The following is a 20,609-nucleotide window of genomic DNA, read 5'->3' as shown; positions in this document are numbered from 1 at the left end:
TGAATGCTTCAACTGAATCAGTACGGCTCCGCGGTGCGCCAGCCGAAAGATTTGCATCTCAGATATTGAGACGGCAATATCATTACATGGACAATTCTAGTGGAGTCGGTGTCATTGATAAAGCAGCCCAGGTGCTTGATGCGCTGGAGGCCGGCCCCACCACTCTGGCACAGCTCGTGGCCGCCACGGGCCTGGCCCGGCCCACGGTCCACCGCCTCGCCCTGGCCCTGGTGCACCACCGGCTGGTAAGCCGTGACATCCAGGGCCGGTTCGTCCTGGGAAGCCGCCTGGTGGAACTGGCCTCGGCGGCGGGTGAGGACCGGCTAATCGCCTCGGCGGGACCGGTCCTCATGCAGCTGCGCGACGCCACCGGCGAAAGCGCCCAGATCTTCCGCCGCCAGGGCGACTGGCGCGTCTGCGTGGCCTCTGCCGAACGCCCCATCGGCCTGCGGGACACCATTCCGGTGGGTACCCAGCTGTCCATGAAGGCAGGCTCGGCGGCCCAGGTCCTGCTAGCCTGGGAAGACCACGACCGCCTGCTGGAAGGCCTGCAGGCGGCGCGCTTCACGCCCACCGTCCTGGCGGGCGTCCGACGGCGGGGCTGGGGCCAGAGCCTCGGTGAACGCGAGCCGGGGGTCGCCTCCGTCTCTGCACCGGTGCGCGGACCTTCCGGCCGCGTGATTGCCGCGGTGTCGATCTCCGGGCCCATCGAACGGCTGACCCGCCAGCCCGGCAGGCTCCACGCCGAGGTGGTCTGCAACGCGGGCCGGATCCTGACCGAAGCGCTCCGCAAGAACAACGACTAGCTGCCCGGCGCCACATTGTCCCCGCCTGCAGCTAGGCTGGCCGCATGGGCAGCTACGCAGTGTTCCTCCGCGGCATTAACGTCGGGGGAATCAACATCAGGATGGCGGACCTTCGGGAGGCTTTGAAGGGCTGCGGCTTCACCGACGCCAAGACGCTGCTGGCCAGCGGCAACGTGGTCCTCACCAGCGGGAAGGACGCCGCGGCCGTCAAGCGGGAATGCGAAAAATGCCTGCGCGACTCCTTCGGCTACGAGGCCTGGGTCGTGGTCCTCCCGGCGGACCGGGTGGCCTGGCTGGTGGAGGCATGCCCCTACCCGGAGGACGATAAATCCACCCACTCCTACATCACCCTGTCCTCCGACGCCACGGTCCTGGACGAGCTGGATCAGGCCGGCGCCGCCCTCGGCGATGGGCACCGGCAGCAGCGCCTCGGCCCCGAGGCCCTGGCCTGGCTCGCACCCGCAGGCGGCACCCTGGACAGCCCGTTCAGCAAGATTTCCGCGAAGGCCAGGTTCAAGGCTGCCACCACCACGCGCAACCTGAGGACCATGATCAAAGTCCGCGACGCCGCAACCGGGCTGGCCAAGGCCGGAGACTGACGCCCCGCCGCTCCCCTAGCCGGCTGCTTTCTTCAGCGCGGCATTGAACGCCGCCTGCCTGGCGACTTCCACCTCCACCGGTTCCACCACCAAGGCCTGTGCGACGGCGGCGACTGCGGCGTTGAGCCGCCTGCGGGCCGCTGCCGCACGGGCCGCAGCTCCGCCCGCCGCGATGAACCTGCCGGTGACGGCAAGGAATATGCCCAGGACCACGCCCGCTGCCGTCATCAGGGTGGGGACGGGCCAGCCCTCCACCCGGGGCGGTTCGGGAACCGGCATCTGGAAATAGGCCAGGGCCGCCAACCCGGCCAGCCAGCCGAGCCCGGCGAGGGCAGCCAGCAGGGCGAGCCACTGGGCGCCGTTGAACGCCGCCCACCACCAGGACTTCCTGTTGGCGCCAAGGTCCGTTCCGGCGATGGCCTGGTCCAGGGCATCCGGCAGTGACTCACGCCCTTCGCGGGCGGCCGCGCGGATTGCCGCCCGCCACGGACCGGATGCGCCGACTGCAGCAGCATCGGCGAATTCCCTGACGGCCGCATCGGCCCGCGCCCGCTGCGGAGCACCTGCAGGCGGAAGCGATGTCCGGTTGAGTGCCGCGGGTTCGTCGCGTCGAAGGTTAAGCCTGCGCAGGGGGTCAGGGCGGAAGCGTGCCAGCCAGCGCGTCACCGGCCACCCTGTCCGCCGCACGGCCTCCAGCCGGTACGACCGCGCCACGGCGTCGACCACCACCGGGACGTTTGCGGCTGCCGCGAGTTCGTCGGCCAGCCGTGCAGTGGACGCGCTGCGCACCCCGGCTGCCTCACCCTCACCGGACGCTTCCGCAAGTTCGCGTGACGCCCTGGACACATCGGCTTCCAGCCGCTGCGACTGAGCCTTGCGCTGAACCACCACCTTCCTGATGGCCGTGCGCACACCGTCCACTCCTTCCCCCGTGAGCGCGGAGGCAGCCAGGACTTTCACCTCGCCGAGGCCTTCACCGGCCAAGAGGCCGCGCAGTGACTCCAGGACCGGACGGACGTCGGCGGCGGCCAGACGGTCCACCTGGTTCAGGACCACCAGGGTGACGGCGCTGTGGGACGCGAGCGGGGCCAGGAAGCCGTGATGCAGGGCAGCGTCCGCATACTTCTGCGGGTCCAGGACCCACACGAGGACGTCCACGAGGCCGGCCATCCGCTGCACCACCTCGCGGTTGGCGGCCCGGGTGGAATCGAAGTCCGGAAGGTCCAGCAGGATCAGTCCCGTGTCCTCGTCCGCGAAGCCCTCCACCGGGACGGCGTGGTGCCTGCTGCGCACCTCGAGCCAATCGAGCAGCGGCTCGCTGCCGCCCACTCCCCATACCCCCGCCAAAGGTTCCGACGTGGTGGGACGGCGCGCCGCCGTCGTCGCAATGTCACTGCCGCTGACGGCGTTGAACAACGAGGATTTGCCGCTTCCAGTGGCGCCAAAGAAGCCCACCACCGTGTGGTCGCCGGAAAGGGAACGGCGCGAGCCGGCCCGCTCAAGGACCTGCAGAACCTCCCGGAGGGCCTCATCGGGCAGGACACCCTCCGCCAGCTCCCGTGCATCGTTGAGCGCTTCCAGGCGGCGGTCCAGCCGTGTCGCCTCCCGGGCCCCGCTGTGCCGGCTCACGAACGGCCCGCCAGCCGTGCCAGGGCATCGGATTGGGCCTCCAGTTCATTGCCTGCGCCGCCGTCCCCCGCGGGCAGCCGGGCCAGGAACCGTTGCTGCTCTGTGGCCAGAAGCCGCTCACACCGGGACGCGAGGTCGGTGCGCGCCTTCTCGGCCATGCGGCGGACGGCGTCCTCCCCGAACACTGCTTCGAGCAGGCGCTGGCCGACGACGGCGGTGCCGCCGGCCACGCCGACTTCAAGCCCGGTCAATCCCGCCGTCATGGAGAACACCACAATCATCAGCGCGGCCCCGAGCCCGTTGATACCAAAGGACAGCCACCGTGCCTGGGTGCGTTTGCCCTGGCCTTCGGTGCGGATGAGTTCCATCAGCGCTGCCTGCCAGGCGCGGATCTCAGCTGCTGCCTGATCGGCGAAGCCGGGCCCCGTCCCGGACAGGTCGTCGGTGCCCAGCAGTTGCCTGCCGGCCTGGTCCGACCTCCAGCGGCGGTCCGTTTCCTCGGCGGCGTTCGCGGCCTCATCCACGATGACTGCCTGCAGGCCTGTTTCGATGGCTGTTTCCACCTTGACGGCCGGGGCTGGCTCACCGCGGAAGAAAGCTCCCATGCGGTCGCGGAACCGGCCCACGTTCTGCTCGAGGGACCGGAAGAACTCTCCGGTGCCCACGAAGTCCTGCCAGCGGGCCAGCACTTCGCCGCGGAGGAGCGCACCGTCCCGGGTAGCATCCAGGATGCGTGCCGCTGCGTCCCGGTAGGCGGCTGCGGTGGTGTCCTCGAGGAAGGACGCCGCCCGCTGCTGCGCGGTAACGGCCGCCGCGATGCCCGCTGTGCGGCCGGCCAATGCGCGGACCGCACCGTCCAGGGTCCTGCGCGCCACGTCGGCGCGTCCGGCGGCGTCGGTGGCGAGTTCGGCGAGCCATGTCTGCAGGGGCAGGACGGATCCGGCGGGCAGCATCCCGGCGGCGTCCAGCACGGCCTCGGAGATGACGAAAAGCCGGGCCTTGCCCAGTCCTTCCTGGTCGAGGAGCCTCCGCAGGTCCGCGCTGACCTCGTCTTCGGCGCCGGCCGGAACGCGGTCCAAAACCACGGCAACCATGATGTCCCGGGCGGCGGCGTCAAGGAGCAGCTGCCACGGGACAGCATCGGCATACCTGTTGGCCGTGGTCACGAAGATCCAGAGGTCGGCCGCGGCCAGCAGCTGGCCCGCCAACTTGCGGTTGTCATCGGAAATGCTGTCCACATCCGGGGCATCCAGAAGTGCTATTCCTGCCGGTATGGCCGCGTCGCCAAGCAGGACCAGGGAAGAGGTCGCGGCCTGCCGGGGGTCGGTGGACGCGGCGGAAGGAACAGGGCCGGCTGCCACGGACCCGCGGATCCGTCCCAGGCCGGGAAGGACCCGGCTGCCTTCAAACCAGGCCCCTTCGTCGGGGTTATGCAGGAGCAGCGGCTGGCGTGTCGTGGGGCGGATGGCACCGGCCCTGGTGACGGGGTGGCCCGCCAGGGCGTTCACGAGCGTGGATTTTCCGGCCCCCGTGGAACCCCCGACGACAGCGAGCAGCGGGGCATCGAGGTTGCGGTAGCGCGGAAGGATGTAGTCGTCGAGCTGCGCAACGCCGGCGGCGGCGTCACGGCGTGCCTGTTCGGCTCCGGGAAGGTCCAGGGGCAGGGCTGCTTCAGCCAGCGAGGCGCGGACCTGCTCCAGGAGCGCCACCGCTGCCGCGCTTTGCTGCTCCTGCGGGTACGCCTGGCCGCGTTCATTCGGAGAGGTCACAGAAACATCATGCCAGCCCGACCTTGATTGATGGGCTCATTCTCGCGCGGCTCCAAAGCTGCGCCGGACTCTCGATGCCGCGCCACGACATCCACGCCAACGGGGCGGTTGCGGCCAATGCCGCGGCAGCGAAAGCCAGCGGAGGCATGTATGCCGGAAGTTCTGCAGCAGCCAGCATCTGCTGAACCGGCCAGCCGTATATGTAGAGGCCAAACGACAGATCGGGCTGGTTGCCCTTTCCAGCCAACGGCAGGAACAGCGATCCCATGATGAGCAGAACGGCCAACGGCACATGGACCAATGACGCAGCAAACCCTGAGCCAGCCACGGCGGCGACTGCGATGGCTGCCACCGCTATCACTGTCCGGTGTGCCGGAATGGAATCCCTAAACAAGCAGGTGAGCGAGCCGGCGAGGAAGGTCAGGACCGGAACCAGGGGCCAATCAGGAGGGGTTGGCACCGGTCCCCAGCCCGCATCGAGGGTGAAAACGTAGGCGGAGCCGAGGACGAACGGCACCAACAGTGCAACGCGGGCAAGCTGAGGCCTCAGAAACCTCAGGACAACTCCGACCAGGACGTAGCAGACAACTTCCCAGAAGAGCGTCCACAGGGGGCCGTTCCATGACGCCGGATCATGGACACCGTCCAGGGACCCCGGAATTCCAGCAACGGCAACTCCGGGCGTACCCGCCGAGAGGTTGGTGATGAAAAACAACAGTCCGCCCGAGATGGAGTAGGCATTGCCTGTGGCAGCCGCTGTCAGGGGTGCGAAAATGAAGGCCACCACTGCCACACATACTGCCAGGCCCGGAAAGATCCGGAAGAACCTCGCGCTGGCGTAATCCAGGGACCTTCGCGCCCGCAAGCGGCTCAGTGAGATCAGGTAACCCGATATTCCGAAGAAACCAAGCACGGCCCAGCTCCCAAGCTTGAGGCCGCCGGGCTGCGGCTCCGGGCCGTAACCTCCGAGCCACCAGGAGTGGGAGACAATGACGGTTGCGGCAAGAATCAGCCGCAATGCGTTCAGAGAATTCCGGCCCTCAGCAAACCTGGTTCCCAGCAAAGCGTCTCCCCCACGTCGTGTTGTGGAAAGACTAGTGGCCTGATCCTCAAGAAATACCCGGGCCCGACTCAGATTTGGCACAAGAAAAATGGCCCCGGGCAAATGCCCGGGACCATTTCATGGTGACCCCAGCGGGATTCGAACCCGCGTTACCGCCGTGAGAGGGCGGCGTACTAGGCCGCTATACGATGGGGCCAGTACTTTTCGAACCGCATTTCTGCCGTTCAAGCTCAGTGATTGTTTCATACACTTCGCTTCAATTCCAAATCGGCGAACCGGCGGGAATCGTCTTGTAATGAATTCCTAAAAGCAATCCAAAACCAGAGCTGGGATACCAGGACTCGAACCTAGAATGACGGTACCAGAAACCGTAGTGTTGCCAATTACACCATATCCCAATGGTACTTTCGGGCCGGACTTCAGGGGCTTTCCCCCTGCTCCGTGCGCCTCAGCACGAGAAAATACTCTACCCGAGACTTTCGGCTCGCACAAATCGAACTGGGGTGCCGCCGGTCACAGCCGCGGAAAGCTCCGGTGGACCCCTTGCCTGCCGGCATACCTGAAGTTACTGTCGAGCAAGTTACCAGCGAGTAACTTCAAGCTGCCCATCCCCGGGCAGGCATGACGGGACAGAACGTTCCCACCACCATGGTCTTCGCCGTCGGGCAGCGTCGTCCGCCGGCGGGTTAGGAAGTCAGCGTTGACAACCCGCACAACAGCCATTGCATCGGAAATCCGCAGAACCAGATCCCAGTCCATCGCGATCCTTGCGCTATCTCTCATCCTTGTCCTGTTCCTGGCTTTCTACACCTACCTCACCGGCCAGATTTCCGGTGGGGCTGCCAGGCTTTCGGCCGGAGCCCGGGAAGCTGCCGCAGGTGCATCGCAGCTGAGGGACGGGTCCGGGCAGCTGGCGTCGGGCGCGGGCGCGGCCATTCCAGGGGCTACCCGCACCGACAGCGGTTCCCCCACGTTGAAGGAGGGCAGCACCGCCCTGAATTCGGGCGCCCTCGCCGTCCAGTCCGGTGCCGGTGATATCTACACGGGTGTCAGGGACAGGTTGGCTCCCGGTGCTGAAAAGCTGCACGCGGGGACCACCAAACTTCAGAACGACGTCCTGAACAAGCTCGTCCCCGGCGTCTACCAGGTGGACGATGGAGCACAGAAACTCAAATCCGGCGCGGTAGAGCTGACGGCAACGCTCACACCCACACCGGCAGGAAACGCACCGAACAACCTCGCTGACGGCGCAGGACAGCTGGCCGCCGGCACAAACGAGCTCGCCGCCGGCGCCGGGCAGCTGGATACAGGAGCCAAGGAGCTGGGTGCCGGAACGGCGGCGGTCAAAGACGGCACCAGCAGGCTGGCAGCGGGAACCGGGCAGCTCAAGGGGTACCCGGGCGCCGGCAACGACCCCGCCGCCGGCGAGGGACTGGCGGCACTCAGCCAGGGGCTGGACCAGCTGGAGGCAGCGGCGAATGGCCCCCAGGGGCTGGTGCCACTCGCCCTGCTGAAAGACAAAATTGCCAAGCTCGCCGACGGCGGCCGCCGCGCCTATGCAGGGGCCGCCCAGCTTGACGAAGGGGCCGGCAAACTCGATGCCGGGGCCGCTGCCTTGAACGACGGCGCCACCCGCCTCACATCGGGTACCGGCCGGCTCAACGCCGGTGCAGCACAGTTGAATGACGGCGCCAACCGGCTGACATCAGGTTTTGCCACCCTCGCCGGACGCCTCAACTCCACGGACCCGCAGAGCCCCGGAATTGTCCTGGGAACATCGCTGCTGGCAGACGGCACAGCCAGGATACGGACAGGGATGGACGGGGTACCCGGAAACCCGGACAGCCCCGGGCTCATCTATGCCGCCAACAACCTCCAGGACGGCACCAGCAGGCTCATGGCCGGCATCAACGCCGACGGCGGACCGGCCAACCCCGGACTCCTGGCGGGAGCGCGCGCGTTGTCCGACGGCACCGGCAAGCTAAGCGACGGCGCCGCAAAACTGCAGTCAGGCAGCAGCAAGCTGGCCGACGGCACGGGAAGGCTGGCCGAGGGGGCCGGCAAGCTGGCCGACGGCAATGCCCGGATCGCCGCCGGAACTGAAGAACTCCAAGGAAAGGTGGCGGCAGTCTCGCCATCCTCCTGGCTCGACGGCCCGGCTGCCGCCGTGGCCCTGATCGTCCTGCTGCTGGCTGGCGGCGCGGCTGCCTATCTGGGCCTGCGGCGCCGGGCGGCGCGGCCCCGGGCGGACTGAGCCCGGAGCAGCGACGCAGCTACTCGAAGAGGGGCACCAGCTCATCGAGCGTGGAGACCGCCGTCCCGGAGAAGTCCGCGGCGGTCTCCGCAGTCCGGTTCAGCCACACGCCGAGAAGTCCTGCCGAGGTTGAACCCTCCGCGTCAAGGAGCAGGTTGTCCCCGATGTAGAGGGTCTGGGACGCCTCCGTCCCCAGCAGGCGGACACCTTCAAGGTAAATGGCCGGATTTGGCTTGGCCACGCCCAGGGTGTCGGTACCCACCAGGTGGGTCACCCGGTCCAGCCCCGCTCCGTCGAGCTTGGCACGCTGGTAGTCGTGGACATTGTTGCTCACGGCGCCATACGGAATCCCGGCACGGTCCAGGACATCCAGCAGGGGCAGCACGTCCGGAAACGGCTTCACGTAGGACGGCTGCTTCTGGATGTAGGCGGTCAGCCACTGGTGAGATTCTTCGCCGTCGGCCAATTCGATACCGAAGTGGCCCAGTGCCGCACGCCCGCGCAGCAGCCTTTGTTCGTTGAACGTCAGCTCGCCGGCGAGGTACTGGTCGTAGTAATGCGTGGTCTCGTGCGTGAAGATACGGCCGAACCGCTCCCATCCGGCCTGGTCCAGGCCGGGCAGGAGATGTTCGCTGACCTCACGCAGCGCCGTGGTCATCGAGTACTCGAGATCCACAAGGGTGTCGTCGATGTCGAACAGGACGCCCTTGACGGTTCCGAAACGGGATTTCATGACGCCGCCGGCCGCGGTGCTGGCCACGGTCATCAGCCGCGGAAGGCCCGGAGACGGCGCAGCGACGATTCCTTGCCCAGGATGACCATCGACTCGAACAGCGGCGGCGAGACCCGGCGGCCGGACACACCGGTCCGAACAGGACCGAAGGCCAGCCGGGGCTTGAGTCCCAGGTCTTCGACGAGCGCCTGCTTCAGGGCAGCCTGGATGGTATCCGGTGTCCAGTCCTGGACCGGTTCGAGGGCGTTGATGGCGGCATCGAGGACCTCAGGAAGGTTTTCCGGCAGGCCCTTCCGGGCGTCATCGGCAATATCGACGGCGGCGTCGTCCTTGAACAGGAAGGAAATCATCTCGGGGGCCTCCCCCAGCAGGGTGATGCGTTCCTGGATCAGCGGCGCGGCTTCGGTGACGATCTCCTCTTCCCGGTCGGTCAGGATCTCGCCGACCAGGCCTGCCTCGCGCAGGTAGTGGGTGACCCGGTCCCGGAACACCTCGGGGGCCAGCATCCGCACGTGGGTTCCGTTGATGGCCTCGGCCTTCTTCAGGTCGAAGCGCGCGGGGTTGGCCAGGACGTCGTGGATGTCGAAGTGCTCCACCAGCTGTTCAACGGTGAAGATATCCTCGTCGGCGCTGAGGGACCAGCCCAACAGGGAGAGGTAGTTCAGCAGGCCTTCGGGAATGAAGCCACGCTCGCGGTGCAGGAACAGGCTCGACTCCGGATCCCGCTTGGAAAGCTTCTTGTTTCCCTGCCCCATGACGTAGGGCAGGTGGCCGAACTCCGGCATGTACTCTGCCACGCCGATGGCGTACAGCGCACGGTAGAGCGCAATCTGCCGCGGGGTGGAGCTGAGCAGGTCTTCGCCGCGAAGCACATGGGTGATGCCCATCAGGGCGTCGTCCACGGGGTTCACCAGCGTGTAGAGCGGTGCGCCGTTGGCCCGGACCACGGCAAAGTCCGGCACGGACCCGGCCTTGAAGGTGATGTCGCCGCGGACCAGGTCGGTGAACGTGATGTCCTCGTCCGGCATGCGCAGGCGGAGGACTGCCTGCCGCCCCTCGGCCCTGTACTGCGCGAGCTGCTCATCGGTCAGGTGCCGGTCGAAGCCGTCGTAGCCAAGCTTGGGGTCGCGGCCTGCTGCGCGGTGCCGCGCTTCAATCTCCTCCGGGGTGGAGAAGGACTCGTAGATGAATCCGCCGTCGTGGAGCCGCTTGATGACGTCCTGGTAGATGTCGCTGCGCTGCGACTGCCGGTACGGTTCGTGCGGGCCGCCCACCTCGACGCCCTCATCCCAGTCAATGCCGAGCCACTTCAGCGCATCGAGCAGCTGGTGGTAGCTTTCCTCGCTGTCCCGTGCGGCGTCCGTGTCCTCGATGCGGAACACCAGGGTGCCCTTGGTGTGCCGTGCGTAGGCCCAGTTGAACAGGGCCGTGCGGATCAGGCCCACGTGCGGGGTACCGGTGGGTGAGGGGCAGAAACGGACCCGGACAGGGGTTTCCGCAGTGACGGGCGGAATGGAGGCGGCAGGCGACGAAGAAGCGATAGTCATAGTGGCTTCAACTTTACCGTCTGGTGCCTGCCGCCACGGCGGCGTTCGTCCTAGCGGCGGACAATCGGGTTGGACAGCCGCCCAATGCCCTCGATTTCCACCTCGTACCGGTCCCCGTCGTTGCACAGGCCCACGCCGGCGGGGGTTCCGGTCATGATCACGTCGCCCGGCAGCAGGGTGAAGGCCTGGGACACGATGGACACCAGTTCCCGGACGCCGCGGATCATCTGGCTGGTGTTGCCGTCCTGGCGAACATCGCCGTTGAGCCGGCCCACGATCTGCAGGTCCTCGGTATCCAGGTCGGTCTCGATCCACGGCCCCAGGGGCGCAGACGTGTCGAAGCCCTTGGCACGGGTCCACTGCAGGTCGGACTTCTGGACGTCCCGGGCCGTCAGGTCGTTGCCGCAGGTGTACCCGAAGATGACGTCATCTACCCTGTCTTCGGGGACGTCCTTGCAGATCCGGCCGATGACGACGCACAGCTCCGCCTCGAACGAGACTTCCTCCGAGAAGTCCGGGAGCACCACGGGGTCGTTGGGGCCGACGACGGCCGTATTGGGCTTCAGGAACAGCAGCGGCTGCGCGGGGACTTCATTGCCGAGTTCATGGGCGTGCTCCACGAAGTTCCGGCCCACCCCGATGACCTTGCTGCGGGGAATGATCGGGGCCAGCAGCCGGACGTCCTCCAGCTTGTGCCGGACGGACGTGCGCTCCACGCCATTGAAGAACGGGTCACCCTGGATGACAGTGATTTCCTCGCTGCCGGCGTCACCTTCAACAACGCCGTACAGGGGATCGGAATCGACGACAAACCTCGCAATACGCATGGTCCTTACCCTACCGTCCCCGGACTGGAGCCCCGGCACCGTCGGCTTCCCCGCGCAGGTAGTGCAGCTGCGCGGCAACGGACATCTCCGCTGCCCGCCGGACGGAAGGGTCGACGTCGGCATAGACGGCGTCGGCGACGTCGGCTGCGGCCGCGTCCCGGCCCAGCCGTTGCAGGACTGCACGGATCTGCGCCAGGCGTTCGTGCCGGTGTGCCCGGTATGCCTTGACCACGCCGGCCAGCGACGGCAGCGCGGGCCCGTGGGCCGGGAGGACAGTGGCGGTCCCCAACGCCTCGAGCCGGTCCAGCGTGGCGAGGTAGTCCCCCAGTGTCCCGTCGGGGTAGTCCAGCATGGTGGTGCCGCGGCCGAGGATGGTGTCCCCGGTCAGGACTGACCCCTGGGGGCCATCGCCGGCGACGTGGAAGCAGACCGAATCGGAAGTGTGCCCCGGAGTGGCCAGGACCGTCACGTCGAGTCCGGCGGCACGGATCACCTCCCCGTCGGACAGCGGCGCTCCACCGCCGTGGCAGTGGGCGGGGTCGGCGGCGCGGACGGGCGCCCCGGTCAGTTGGTGCAGCCTGGCTGCGCCTGCCGTGTGGTCCGCATGCCGGTGGGTCACCAGGACCAGTTCCACAACGCCCGAGCCGGCCAGTGCGGCCAAGTGCGGTTCATCGAGCGGACCGGGGTCAACCACCACGACTCCCGGTTGGCCGGCAGCCGAGAGGACATAGGAGTTGGTGCCGTCCAGGCTCATGGGCCCGGAGTTCGGGGCGAGGATGAACCGGGTCAGCGGGCTGCTTCGCTGCAGGTGGCCTGCGGATTCTGAAGTCACTGCCCCATCCTTGCATCCGCCGGTGACGCCACGGAATAGAACCTTGCGGAATCCGGGTTGACCACCAGTGACACCCGTCCCCCAACCAGGAAGCCTGAGCCATACATGACCAGCGCACCAACCCTTGCCGAGCTCATTGCCAACGCTGAAGCGGACAGCCACGATCACGCCTCGACCGAGAAGAGCACCGGCCTCCGGCATATCCACAACCATGCGGCCGGCACAGTGGTCTGGTTTCCCACGTGGAAGACGTTCCGCACTACTGCCGACTGGACCGAAGCGGTTGACGCCGCAGCGGCCGAGCTCGCGAAGTCCGAAGCTGCGGACGACAAGGCAGCCACGATCCTTGCCGAAGAACACGCCGCCCTGCTGCAGGCTGCCGCGGTGTCCGGTGACGCCGCGGCTTTCGCCGGTGAAAACCTGTCGAAGCACCTGACCCGGGCCTGGACCCTGGGTGACGCCGCCGCCCGGGCCGCGGGCAGGGACCTGCCCACCTCAGGAAGCACGGCGGCATCCTTCGGCGGCTACCCGTATGACGTGTACGCCGAGGAAGGCAGCGCCTTCGCGTCAGCGCTGTTCAACGACCTTATCGACGCCCGCCGGCAACGCATGCTGGCGGAAGAGGCTGCCCGGAAGGCCCTGAAGCCCGTTTCCCGCAAGGCCCTGAAGAACGCCGCCCGGAAGGCCGCCCGGCGCTGACTGCCGTGGTGCAGACGCCCGCATGACACGCAAACGGCGCCTGCGGACCGAAGTCCGGCAGGCGCCGTCGTGCGTTGATGTGAAGCTGCGGGTCCGCCTAGGCGAGGCGGGTCAGCCAGCCGTGTGTGTCCGGTTCGGCGCCGGTCTGGATGCCCAGGAGCCTCTCGCGGATGGCCATGGTGACCTCGCCGGCCTTGGCATCCTCGGAGCCGATGAACTCGGTGTCGTCCTTGAGGACCCCGATCGGGGTGATGACGGCTGCGGTGCCGCAGGCGAACACCTCGGTGATCTCCCCGGATGCCACGCCGTCGCGCCACTCGTCCAGGGTGATCTTGCGCTCGGCCACCTCACGCCCCATGTCCTTGGCCACCTGGATGACGGACATGCGGGTGACGCCTTCGAGGATGGTGCCGGTCAGTGCGGGCGTGGCCAGCGAGCCGTCCTTCATGACGAAGAACACGTTCATGCCGCCCAGCTCTTCCACGGCGTTGTCGTTGGCCTGGTCCAGGAACAGCACCTGCTTGCAGCCGTTGGCCTCGGCCTCCTGCTGCGCGATCAGCGAGGCCGCGTAGTTGCCGCCGCACTTGGCATCGCCGGTGCCGCCGCGGCCGGCCCGGGCGTAGTGGCGTGAAATCCAGATGGAAACCGGCTTGAGTTCGCCGCCGAAGTAGTTGCCGGCGGGCGAGGCAATGACCCGGAAGGACACTTCACGGGCCGCACGGACGCCGAGGAAGGCCTCGGTGGCGATCATGAAGGGGCGCAGGTAGAGGGCCTCACCGTCGCCGGAGGGAACCCAGTCCTTGTCCGCTGCAACCAGCTCGCGGATGGCCGCCAGGAAGTATTCGGCCGGAAGCTCGGGCAGGGCCAGCCGGCGTGCGGACTTGTTCAGCCGGGCGGCGTTCGCCTCAGGCCGGAAGGTCCAGACGGAGCCGTCCGCATGCCGGTAGGCCTTGAGGCCTTCGAAAATTTCCTGGCCGTAGTGGAAGACGGCGGCCGAGGGGTCCAGGACGATCGGACCGTAGGGTTCGATCCGGGCATCGTGCCAGCCGCCGTTGCCGTCCGCGTCCACGCTGTAGTCGACGACGGCGGTGTGGTCGGTGAAGTAGTTGCCGAATCCCGGGTTCGCCAGGATGGCTGCACGCTCTTCGGCGGACTTCGGGTTCTCCGAGGGCTGCCGGGTGAATTCGACGCCATGGGCAGTCTGAGTCATGGTTCCTCCACGATCGGCCGCCCGGGGTTCAGCGCTGAACGGGAAGGCGGCATTTGGTGATTCGAGTAAAGCTTACGCCCGATGCCGGCGGCCCCGGCGCGGACTAGAGGCCGGCGGCGATGGCGTCGCCCACGGCACTGGTGCCGCGTGCGGTGCCGTCGCGCTTTTCGACGTCGGCAACCACTGCCGCTTCGATCCTGCGGGCGGCTTCGGTGTAGCCGAGGTGGTCCAACAGGAGCGCGGCGGACAGGATGGCGGCGGTGGGGTCCGCCTTGCCCTGGCCGGCGATGTCCGGCGCCGAACCGTGGACCGGCTCGAACATGGACGGTGCGGTGCGGTCCATGTTGATGTTGCCGGAGGCGGCCAGGCCGATACCGCCGGTGATGGCTGCGGCAAGGTCCGTGAGGATGTCACCGAAGAGGTTGTCGGTGACGATCACATCGAAGCGCGAGGGGTCGGTGACCATGAAGATCGTGGCGGCGTCGACGTGCAGGTAGTCGTGGCTGACCTCGGGGAACTCCTGGGCGACGGCCTCGACGGTGCGCTTCCACAGGTGCCCGGCAAAGACCAGGACGTTGTGCTTGTGGACCAGGGTGACGTGCTTGCGCTCACGCAGGCTGGCCCGGCGGAACGCGTCCCTGACCACCCGCTCCACGCCGTGGGCGGTGTTCAGCGACACCTCGGTGGCGACCTCGTGCGGCGTTCCCGTCCGGAGGCTGCCGCCGTTGCCGACGTAGGGTCCCTCGGTCCCTTCGCGGACCACGATGAAGTCGATGGTGCCGGGGTTCGCCAAGGGGCTGCCCACCGTGCCGTAGAGCCGGGAAGGCCGCAGGTTGACGTAGTGGTCCAGGCTGAACCGCAGCTTCAGGAGCATCTCGCGTTCGATGATGCCGGACGGGATGCGGGTATCGCCCGGGGCTGCTCCCACCGCACCGAACAGGATGGCATCGCGGGTCCGCAGGTCAGCCAGGACCTCGTCCGGCAGCGTCTCCCCGGTGGCCAGCCAGTGCTCGGCGCCGAGCTTGTAATGGGTCTGCTTGAGCTCCACGCCCTCTGCAGCCACAGCCTTTTCCAGGACTTTGACTGCCTCGGCAATGACTTCGGGGCCAATGCCGTCACCGGGGATTACTGCGAGGTTGATGGAGGATGCGCTCATGCTTTTCAGCGTAGCCAAGACATCCATATGCTGGGCAACCTGTCCCACAATACGGACAATGGCGCCGGGCGCGTCGGAGCGGGCGCTGGTCCGCCGCCGGGATCAGCCTCCGGTATGAGGCGCCACCCCGCCCCCACGGCATAGAGTTCCGGGGTGGAATTACGGCACAAGGTATATCACTGGCTCCGGGTCAACACCTTCCGGGTGGACCTGGTCCTCATGCTCGCGGTCCTGATGTTCTGCGGTCCGGTGTACCTCATGGCAGACCGTCCGTGGCACTTCGTGCTGTCCAGCGCCCTGGTGGTGCCGCTGGCATGGCGGCGCACCCGCCCGGTGCCCGCGGCGGCCGCCATTGTGCTGGCATGCCTGGTCCTCTGGGCCGCCGGCCTCGAACCGCTCGCTGGCTTGGTGGCCGTGCCGCTGGTCATCTATGCCGTTGCCGCCTACGGCCCCGCCTGGGCCAGCCGGACAGTCCTTGGCCTGGGCCTGCTGGGAGGCGTGCTGTTGACCACCCGCAACCTCAGCAGCGCGGCCGAGACAGGAGTCCTGGGCCTCACGATCAGTGCCGTCTACACCGTCCTGATCTGGATGCTGGTGCTGTTCAGCTGGACGCTCGGGGACCTGACGCGTGTCCGGCGGCAGCAGTTGCAGACCCTCGCCGACAGGGCCCGCCGGCTCGAAATCGAACACCGGCAGGAACGCTCGCTGGCCGCCGCGGATGAACGTGCCCACATTGCCCGTGAGATGCACGACATCGTGGCGCACTCCCTGTCGGTGATCATCACCCAATCAGACGGAGCACGGTACGCGGCGGCGGCCAACCCGGCCGTGGCCACGGAAACTTTGGCCACGGTCGCCGCCACGGCACGGACATCGCTGGCGGAAATGCGCCGGCTGCTGGGGGTGCTGCGGCACGGCGACGAATCCACCACCCGTCCCCTGCCCGGGCTTGCGGACCTTGACGAGCTGTTCCTCGGGTTCCGGGCGGCCGGGCTTCCGCTCGCCGTGGAACGGTCGGGGTCACCGCGGCGCACCCTGCCCGCGGGAGCCGAACTCACGGCGTACCGGGTGCTGCAGGAATCCCTGACCAACGTCCTCAAGCACGCAGGTCCGCTGGCCCGGGCGCGGGCCTCGGTCCGTTGGCAGCAGCGGGGGCTCCAGATCGAGGTGCACGACGACGGCCGGGGCGCCTCGGCCGATCCCGTCCAAACCGGTCCCGGGCAGGGAGGCAACGGGCTGCGCGGAATGCGGGAACGCATCAACCTTTACGATGGTTCGTTGGCGGCCGGCCCGGCCGCGGGCGGGGGCTTCCAGGTCTCCGCGTTCCTCCCCTACACCGAGGCGTGAGCATGTCACTGGCAATGGAACCTACCGCAACGGAACCCATCCGGGTGGCGCTGGTCGATGACCAGCAGCTGGTCCGCTCGGGCTTCAGCATGCTGATCAACTCCCAGCCGGACCTCGACGTCGTGGTGGAAGCCGGCAACGGGCTCGAAGCGCTCCAGGCCCTCGGCGCCGCGGCCGCCGACGTCGTCCTCATGGATGTCCGGATGCCTGGAATGGACGGCATCGAAGCCACCCGCCAGCTCATGGAACGCGTGGCTGCGGCACCGTCCGGGTCGGCTAGGGCCGAACTCCGCGTCGTCGTCCTGACTACCTTCGACCTGGACGAATACGCGCTGGCGGCCATCCAGGCCGGTGCCAGCGGATTCCTGCTCAAAGACGCCCCTCCGGAGGAACTGTTGGACGCCATCCGGACGGTGCACCGCGGCGACGCCGTCATCGCCCCGTCCACCACCCGCCGGCTCCTGGACCACGTCGCGCCGCTGCTGCGCACGCAGGGCAATGAACGCCCAGAACACCACGAAGCCGTCGCACGGCTCACGGCCCGCGAGCGCGAAGTGTTCATCCTCATGGCGCAGGGGCGTTCCAATCCGGAGATCGCGGCAGGCCTGTTCGTCTCCGAAGCCACCGTCAAAACCCACGTGGGGCATATCCTGGCCAAGCTGGGGGCACGGGACCGGGTACAGGCGGTGGTGATCGCCTACGAGACCGGAGTGGTCACCCCCGGAGGCTAGCTCCCGCAGCAGCAAGGTCAGACCTGGGTATGAGCTTCCCGCCGGCAGGACCAGCCCACCGGCCGATCCCCCGGCACGGTGGCGCTCCATAACGTGGAACCATGACAACTTCCGTGCATGCCCACCCTGATCTGAACAGGGATAACGCCACTTCCTCCCCCGCCGTCCAGGCACTGTCCCTCACCAAGAACTACGGCCGCGGCGCCACCCGCGTCAGCGCCCTGCGCGAGGTCAGCGTCAATTTCGACGCCGGCCGCTTCACGGCGATCATGGGACCCTCCGGCTCCGGCAAGTCGACCCTGATGCACTGCCTCGCCGGCCTGGACACCGCGGACTCAGGGCAGATCCTGGTGGGCGGGACGGACATCACGGCCCTGAACGACAAGCAGCTCACCTCGTTGCGCCGCGACAGGATCGGATTTGTCTTCCAGGCCTTCAACCTGGTGCCCACCCTGACGGCCGAACAAAACATCACCCTGCCGCTGGCGCTGGCGAATAAGGCCACCGATGCCGCCTGGTTCGACACGGTGGTGTCCACGCTGGGCCTCACGGACAGGCTCCGGCACCGGCCGCACGAGCTTTCGGGGGGCCAGCAGCAGCGGGTCGCCGTGGCCCGGGCCCTGCTGACCCGGCCCGACGTGGTCTTCGGGGACGAACCCACCGGCAACCTGGATTCGACCGCCGGCGGCGAAGTCCTGGCACTGCTGCGCCGGAGCAGCCGCGAGATGGGGCAGACCATCATCATGGTCACCCATGACCCCGTGGCAGCCAGCTACGCCGACCGGGTAGTCCTGATGAGTGACGGCAACCTGGTGGGCGAGATCGCCGAACCCACCGCAGGTTCCGTCCTTGCCGCCCTTGGCAAGCTGGGAGGCTGAGCGTGCTGCGCGTCGCCCTCTCGCAATTCCAGTCCCACAGCCGGCGGTTCGTCGCCGTCGGTTTGGCTGTCATGCTGTCAATGGCCTTCCTGTCCACCACACTGATGGTCGGAGCCAGCACCAGGGCGTCGCTGGGCGCCAGCCTCGGCGAGGCCTACAGCAAGGCGGAACTCATCGCCACCCCGGACGGGGGGACTTTCAACGGCGCGGCCCTGGCAGCGGTCCGCGGGGTACCCGGTGTCAGCGAAGCCTACGGCCGCCTGCAGGCGTACGCGGAGTTCACAGCCGGCGGGCAGGAGGTCTTCGGCCAGGTCCGCAACCTGGCGCCCGAAGCCCTGGAAACAGCAGCCGTTGCCGATGGCGCCCTTCCGTCGCGTGCCGACGGCGTCGCCGTGGACAGCGACACCGCCGGGCGCTACGGGTTGCACGTCGGCGATTCCCTGGAACTCAGGGCTCCTGACGGCACCACCACCATGGCAATGATCGTCACCGGGATCCTCCGCGGCAGCCATGACCCCTTCGCCTCCGCCCTCCCCCAACTCCTTGCCGGAACTCCTGCGGCCAGTGCCTTGGCGGCGGCCGGCCAGGCATCCGGTGCCGGTTCAGGCGCTGCAGACGGCTATGCCAGTATCCAGTTGGCGCTGTCGCCGGGCACCGATGTTGCCGCGGCCAGGGCAGGCACGCTGGCAGCGCTTGCCGGCACCGGAGCCGAAGCGCAGGTCAAGACGGCCGACGAGCAGGTCACGGCCCAGGTGGCCCTGATGACCGGCGGCCAGGACGAACTGACGGTGGTCCTGCTGGCGTTCGCAGGGATCGCCCTGCTGGTTTCCGGCCTGGTGGTTTCCAATACCTTCGCGGTGCTGGTGGCCCAGCGCACCCGGGAGCTCGCGTTGCTCCGGTGCCTGGGCGCCGCCCGGACGCAGGTGCGCAATTCGGTCCTGGCCGAGGCCCTGGTGGTGGGCGTGGTGTCTTCCGCTGCGGGGGTGCTCGCCGCCGTCGGCCTGATGGCAGCCCTGATTGGCTGGGCCGGGACGCAGCCGGACATGGCCTTCGCCACCATGGCCGTGCCGCCGTCGGCCATCGTGGCAGGTCTTGCCGTGGGGACTGTCCTGACCGTCGCCGCCGCCATGGTCCCCGCCAGGGCAGCGACGGCCGTGGCCCCGCTCGCCGCCCTGCGTCCGGCCGATGATGCGGGCATCGGGAACCGGCGCGGCCGGGTGCGGCTGGTCCTGGGCCTCGCCGCCCTCGCCCTGGGCGTGCCGCTCCTGGCCTTCGGCGCGGCCAGTGTGATGCTGGTGGTGGCGTTCGCCGGCGGCGTGCTGTCCTTCATCGGGGTGCTGCTCTGCGCCACGCTGTTCGTTCCACGGCTGGTGGGCCTGGCGGGACGGCTGGCCGCTCCCGCCGGCGTCCCCGGCAAGCTGGCGGCGCTCAACGCCGTCCGTAACCCCGCGCGGACGTCGGTGACGGCTGCTGCCTTGCTGATCGGGGTCACGCTGGTGACCCTGATGATGACCGGGGCGGCCACCGCACGCCAGGCATTCGATGACGCCCTCGCCGAAACCTACCCCGTGGACATGGCCGTCACCGCCGGCGCCCTGACCACGGCCCAGCGCGACGCCGTGGCGCGGATCGACGGCGTTGCGGCTGCGGCGTTGCTTCCGGCCGCGGGGCATGTCGGCCAGCAGGGCGCGGAAACCCCCGTCTACGCGGTGGACGCAGCGGAGGCCGGACGGCTGCTCCGTGACACCACCCTCGTCCTGGAGCCTGGAAAGATCTACCTGCCCGAGGGCGCCCGGCCGGGGCGCGCCGACGTCACCGGCGCGGCGGGTACTGTCACCCTGGAAGCAGTGGTCCTGCGGACCCGCAACATTCCGGCGCTGGTGTCCGGTGAGACCGCGCAGCAGTCCGGCCTGCTGGGCGATGCCGCGGCAGGCAGCGCCCTCTGGCTGCGCCTGGCAGACGCCCCCGGCGGCGGGCAGCTGTCCGGGGACCGCATCAAGGACATCCAATCCGCCGTTGCCACGGCGACCGGGGTGGCCGGCGGAGCGGTCAGCGGCGCAGCCATCGAGCGGGTCACCTTCAACGAGGTCATCGACGTGCTGCTGCTGGTGGTCACGGGCCTGCTGGGGGTCGCGGTGCTGATCGCGCTGATCGGCGTGGCGAACACCCTCTCACTGTCCGTCCTCGAAAGGACCAGGGAAAACTCCCTGCTCCGGGCGCTTGGCCTGACGAAGAACCAGCTGCGGGGAATGCTGGCGCTGGAGGCCGCCCTGGTGGCCGGCGTCGCAGCCCTGCTCGGCTCTGTCCTGGGGAGCCTGTACGGGTGGCTGGGTGCCAGGTCGGCGCTTGGCAGCCTGGCCGAGGTCACCCCCGCGGTTCCCTGGCTGCAGCTGCTGGGCGTCCTGGCGGTGGCCGTCGTCGCAGGCCTGCTGGCCTCTGTCATCCCCGCCCGCCGCGCGGCGCGGCTGTCCCCGGTGGAGGGGCTCGCCGTCGGATAGCCGCCGGCGAACCGGCCGGCAAGGAGGCCTG

At 68.2% G+C, this 20,609-nt stretch carries 17 protein-coding genes and 2 tRNA genes; 8 read left to right on the top strand and 11 right to left on the bottom strand.

Annotation, left to right across the window (positions count from 1 at the left end):
- Positions 1-86 precede the first annotated feature (86 nt).
- Both AS031_RS04425 and AS031_RS04420 read left to right on the top strand, forming a co-directional pair.
- Positions 87-806, top strand: coding sequence for an IclR family transcriptional regulator (locus AS031_RS04425; protein ID WP_058266868.1), 720 nt, complete (start codon positions 87-89; stop codon positions 804-806).
- Positions 807-850: 44 nt separating this feature from the next.
- Positions 851-1,405: a DUF1697 domain-containing protein gene (locus AS031_RS04420; RefSeq protein WP_058266867.1), complete on the top strand. Its 555-nt coding sequence runs from the start codon at positions 851-853 to the stop codon at positions 1,403-1,405.
- A gap of 15 nt (positions 1,406-1,420) precedes the next feature.
- On the opposite strand, the gene AS031_RS04415 is transcribed toward AS031_RS04420, so the two are convergent.
- The 5 genes from AS031_RS04415 to AS031_RS04395 all read right to left on the bottom strand — a co-directional run bounded on the left by AS031_RS04415 (position 1,421) and on the right by AS031_RS04395 (position 6,264).
- Positions 1,421-3,034, bottom strand: a complete 1,614-nt coding sequence (locus AS031_RS04415) for a GTPase (protein WP_058266866.1) — start codon at positions 3,032-3,034, stop codon at positions 1,421-1,423.
- Entirely contained in the window at positions 3,031-4,803 is a 1,773-nt protein-coding gene (locus tag AS031_RS04410) for a dynamin family protein (protein ID WP_058266865.1), read from the bottom strand. Before AS031_RS04410 ends, AS031_RS04415 begins: the two co-directional genes overlap by 4 nt.
- 7 nt (positions 4,804-4,810) lie before the next feature.
- On the bottom strand, positions 4,811-5,866 hold the full coding sequence (locus AS031_RS04405; protein ID WP_074446914.1) for an acyltransferase family protein: 1,056 nt from the start codon (positions 5,864-5,866) through the stop codon (positions 4,811-4,813).
- A gap of 120 nt (positions 5,867-5,986) precedes the next feature.
- Positions 5,987-6,062: transfer RNA gene (locus AS031_RS04400), tRNA-Glu, on the bottom strand.
- 130 nt (positions 6,063-6,192) lie between these two features.
- Positions 6,193-6,264, bottom strand: a tRNA-Gln gene (locus AS031_RS04395).
- Positions 6,265-6,566: 302 nt separating this feature from the next.
- Between AS031_RS04395 and AS031_RS04390 the strand changes: the two genes are divergently transcribed.
- Positions 6,567-8,120 carry a hypothetical protein gene (locus AS031_RS04390; RefSeq protein WP_058266863.1) on the top strand — a complete coding sequence of 518 codons (1,554 nt, stop codon included), beginning with the start codon at positions 6,567-6,569 and terminating at the stop codon, positions 8,118-8,120.
- 19 nt (positions 8,121-8,139) lie between these two features.
- Here the strand turns inward: AS031_RS04390 and AS031_RS04385 are convergent, their stop codons facing one another.
- The 4 genes from AS031_RS04385 to AS031_RS04370 are packed head-to-tail and all read right to left on the bottom strand — an operon-like array spanning position 8,140 to position 12,059.
- On the bottom strand, positions 8,140-8,886 hold the full coding sequence (locus AS031_RS04385) for an HAD family hydrolase (protein WP_058266862.1): 747 nt from the start codon (positions 8,884-8,886) through the stop codon (positions 8,140-8,142).
- Complete coding sequence (gene gltX, locus AS031_RS04380) at positions 8,886-10,400, bottom strand: glutamate--tRNA ligase (protein WP_058266861.1); 1,515 nt, start codon at positions 10,398-10,400, stop codon at positions 8,886-8,888. The genes AS031_RS04385 and gltX overlap by 1 nt, the downstream gene beginning before the upstream one ends.
- A gap of 50 nt (positions 10,401-10,450) precedes the next feature.
- A complete protein-coding gene (locus tag AS031_RS04375) occupies positions 10,451-11,227 on the bottom strand; it encodes a fumarylacetoacetate hydrolase family protein (protein WP_058266860.1) in 777 nt (258 codons plus the stop codon).
- A 10-nt stretch (positions 11,228-11,237) separates the two neighbouring features.
- Complete coding sequence (locus tag AS031_RS04370; protein ID WP_058266859.1) at positions 11,238-12,059, bottom strand: MBL fold metallo-hydrolase; 822 nt, start codon at positions 12,057-12,059, stop codon at positions 11,238-11,240.
- Positions 12,060-12,164: 105 nt separating this feature from the next.
- Between AS031_RS04370 and AS031_RS04365 the strand changes: the two genes are divergently transcribed.
- A complete protein-coding gene (locus AS031_RS04365; RefSeq protein ID WP_058266858.1) occupies positions 12,165-12,758 on the top strand; it encodes a hypothetical protein in 594 nt (197 codons plus the stop codon).
- A 97-nt stretch (positions 12,759-12,855) separates the two neighbouring features.
- On the opposite strand, the gene AS031_RS04360 is transcribed toward AS031_RS04365, so the two are convergent.
- Positions 12,856-13,968 (bottom strand): branched-chain amino acid aminotransferase, encoded by a 1,113-nt coding sequence (locus AS031_RS04360; RefSeq protein WP_058266857.1) that lies wholly within the window; start codon positions 13,966-13,968, stop codon positions 12,856-12,858.
- A gap of 103 nt (positions 13,969-14,071) precedes the next feature.
- Positions 14,072-15,124 (bottom strand): 3-isopropylmalate dehydrogenase, encoded by a 1,053-nt coding sequence (locus AS031_RS04355; RefSeq protein WP_058266856.1) that lies wholly within the window; start codon positions 15,122-15,124, stop codon positions 14,072-14,074.
- Between the two features lie 153 nt (positions 15,125-15,277).
- On the opposite strand from AS031_RS04355, the gene AS031_RS04350 reads away from it, so the two are divergent.
- From AS031_RS04350 to AS031_RS04335, 4 genes are all read left to right on the top strand, one after another.
- The gene (locus AS031_RS04350) at positions 15,278-16,471 is read left to right on the top strand and encodes a sensor histidine kinase (protein ID WP_058266855.1); all 1,194 of its coding nucleotides are present in this window, start codon (positions 15,278-15,280) and stop codon (positions 16,469-16,471) included.
- A gap of 2 nt (positions 16,472-16,473) precedes the next feature.
- On the top strand, positions 16,474-17,202 hold the full coding sequence (locus AS031_RS04345) for a response regulator (RefSeq protein ID WP_176716497.1): 729 nt from the start codon (positions 16,474-16,476) through the stop codon (positions 17,200-17,202).
- 101 nt (positions 17,203-17,303) lie between these two features.
- On the top strand, positions 17,304-18,080 hold the full coding sequence (locus tag AS031_RS04340) for an ABC transporter ATP-binding protein (RefSeq protein ID WP_058266854.1): 777 nt from the start codon (positions 17,304-17,306) through the stop codon (positions 18,078-18,080).
- Between the two features lie 2 nt (positions 18,081-18,082).
- Positions 18,083-20,578, top strand: coding sequence for an ABC transporter permease (locus AS031_RS04335; protein ID WP_058266853.1), 2,496 nt, complete (start codon positions 18,083-18,085; stop codon positions 20,576-20,578).
- Positions 20,579-20,609: the final 31 nt, after the last annotated feature.

The sequence above is a fragment of the Pseudarthrobacter enclensis genome (genome assembly GCF_001457025.1).
Lineage (GTDB): Bacteria > Actinomycetota > Actinomycetes > Actinomycetales > Micrococcaceae > Arthrobacter > Arthrobacter enclensis.
The sequence above is the reverse complement of the archived record's forward strand: the minus strand, read 5'-3'. Positions and strand labels throughout refer to the sequence as shown.

Bases quoted from the DNA above. Each gene is read 5' to 3' on its own strand.
- AS031_RS04420 (WP_058266867.1), top strand. From the start codon at position 851: ATGGGCAGCTACGCAGTGTTCCTCCGCGGCATTAACGTCGGGGGAATC.
- AS031_RS04425 (WP_058266868.1), top strand. From the start codon at position 87: ATGGACAATTCTAGTGGAGTCGGTGTCATTGATAAAGCAGCCCAGGTG.
- AS031_RS04375 (WP_058266860.1), bottom strand. From the start codon at position 11,227: ATGCGTATTGCGAGGTTTGTCGTCGATTCCGATCCCCTGTACGGCGTT.
- AS031_RS04385 (WP_058266862.1), bottom strand. From the start codon at position 8,886: ATGACCGTGGCCAGCACCGCGGCCGGCGGCGTCATGAAATCCCGTTTC.
- AS031_RS04340 (WP_058266854.1), top strand. From the start codon at position 17,304: ATGACAACTTCCGTGCATGCCCACCCTGATCTGAACAGGGATAACGCC.
- AS031_RS04355 (WP_058266856.1), bottom strand. From the start codon at position 15,124: ATGAGCGCATCCTCCATCAACCTCGCAGTAATCCCCGGTGACGGCATT.
- AS031_RS04345 (WP_176716497.1), top strand. From the start codon at position 16,474: ATGTCACTGGCAATGGAACCTACCGCAACGGAACCCATCCGGGTGGCG.
- gltX (WP_058266861.1), bottom strand. From the start codon at position 10,400: ATGACTATCGCTTCTTCGTCGCCTGCCGCCTCCATTCCGCCCGTCACT.
- AS031_RS04365 (WP_058266858.1), top strand. From the start codon at position 12,165: ATGACCAGCGCACCAACCCTTGCCGAGCTCATTGCCAACGCTGAAGCG.
- AS031_RS04360 (WP_058266857.1), bottom strand. From the start codon at position 13,968: ATGACTCAGACTGCCCATGGCGTCGAATTCACCCGGCAGCCCTCGGAG.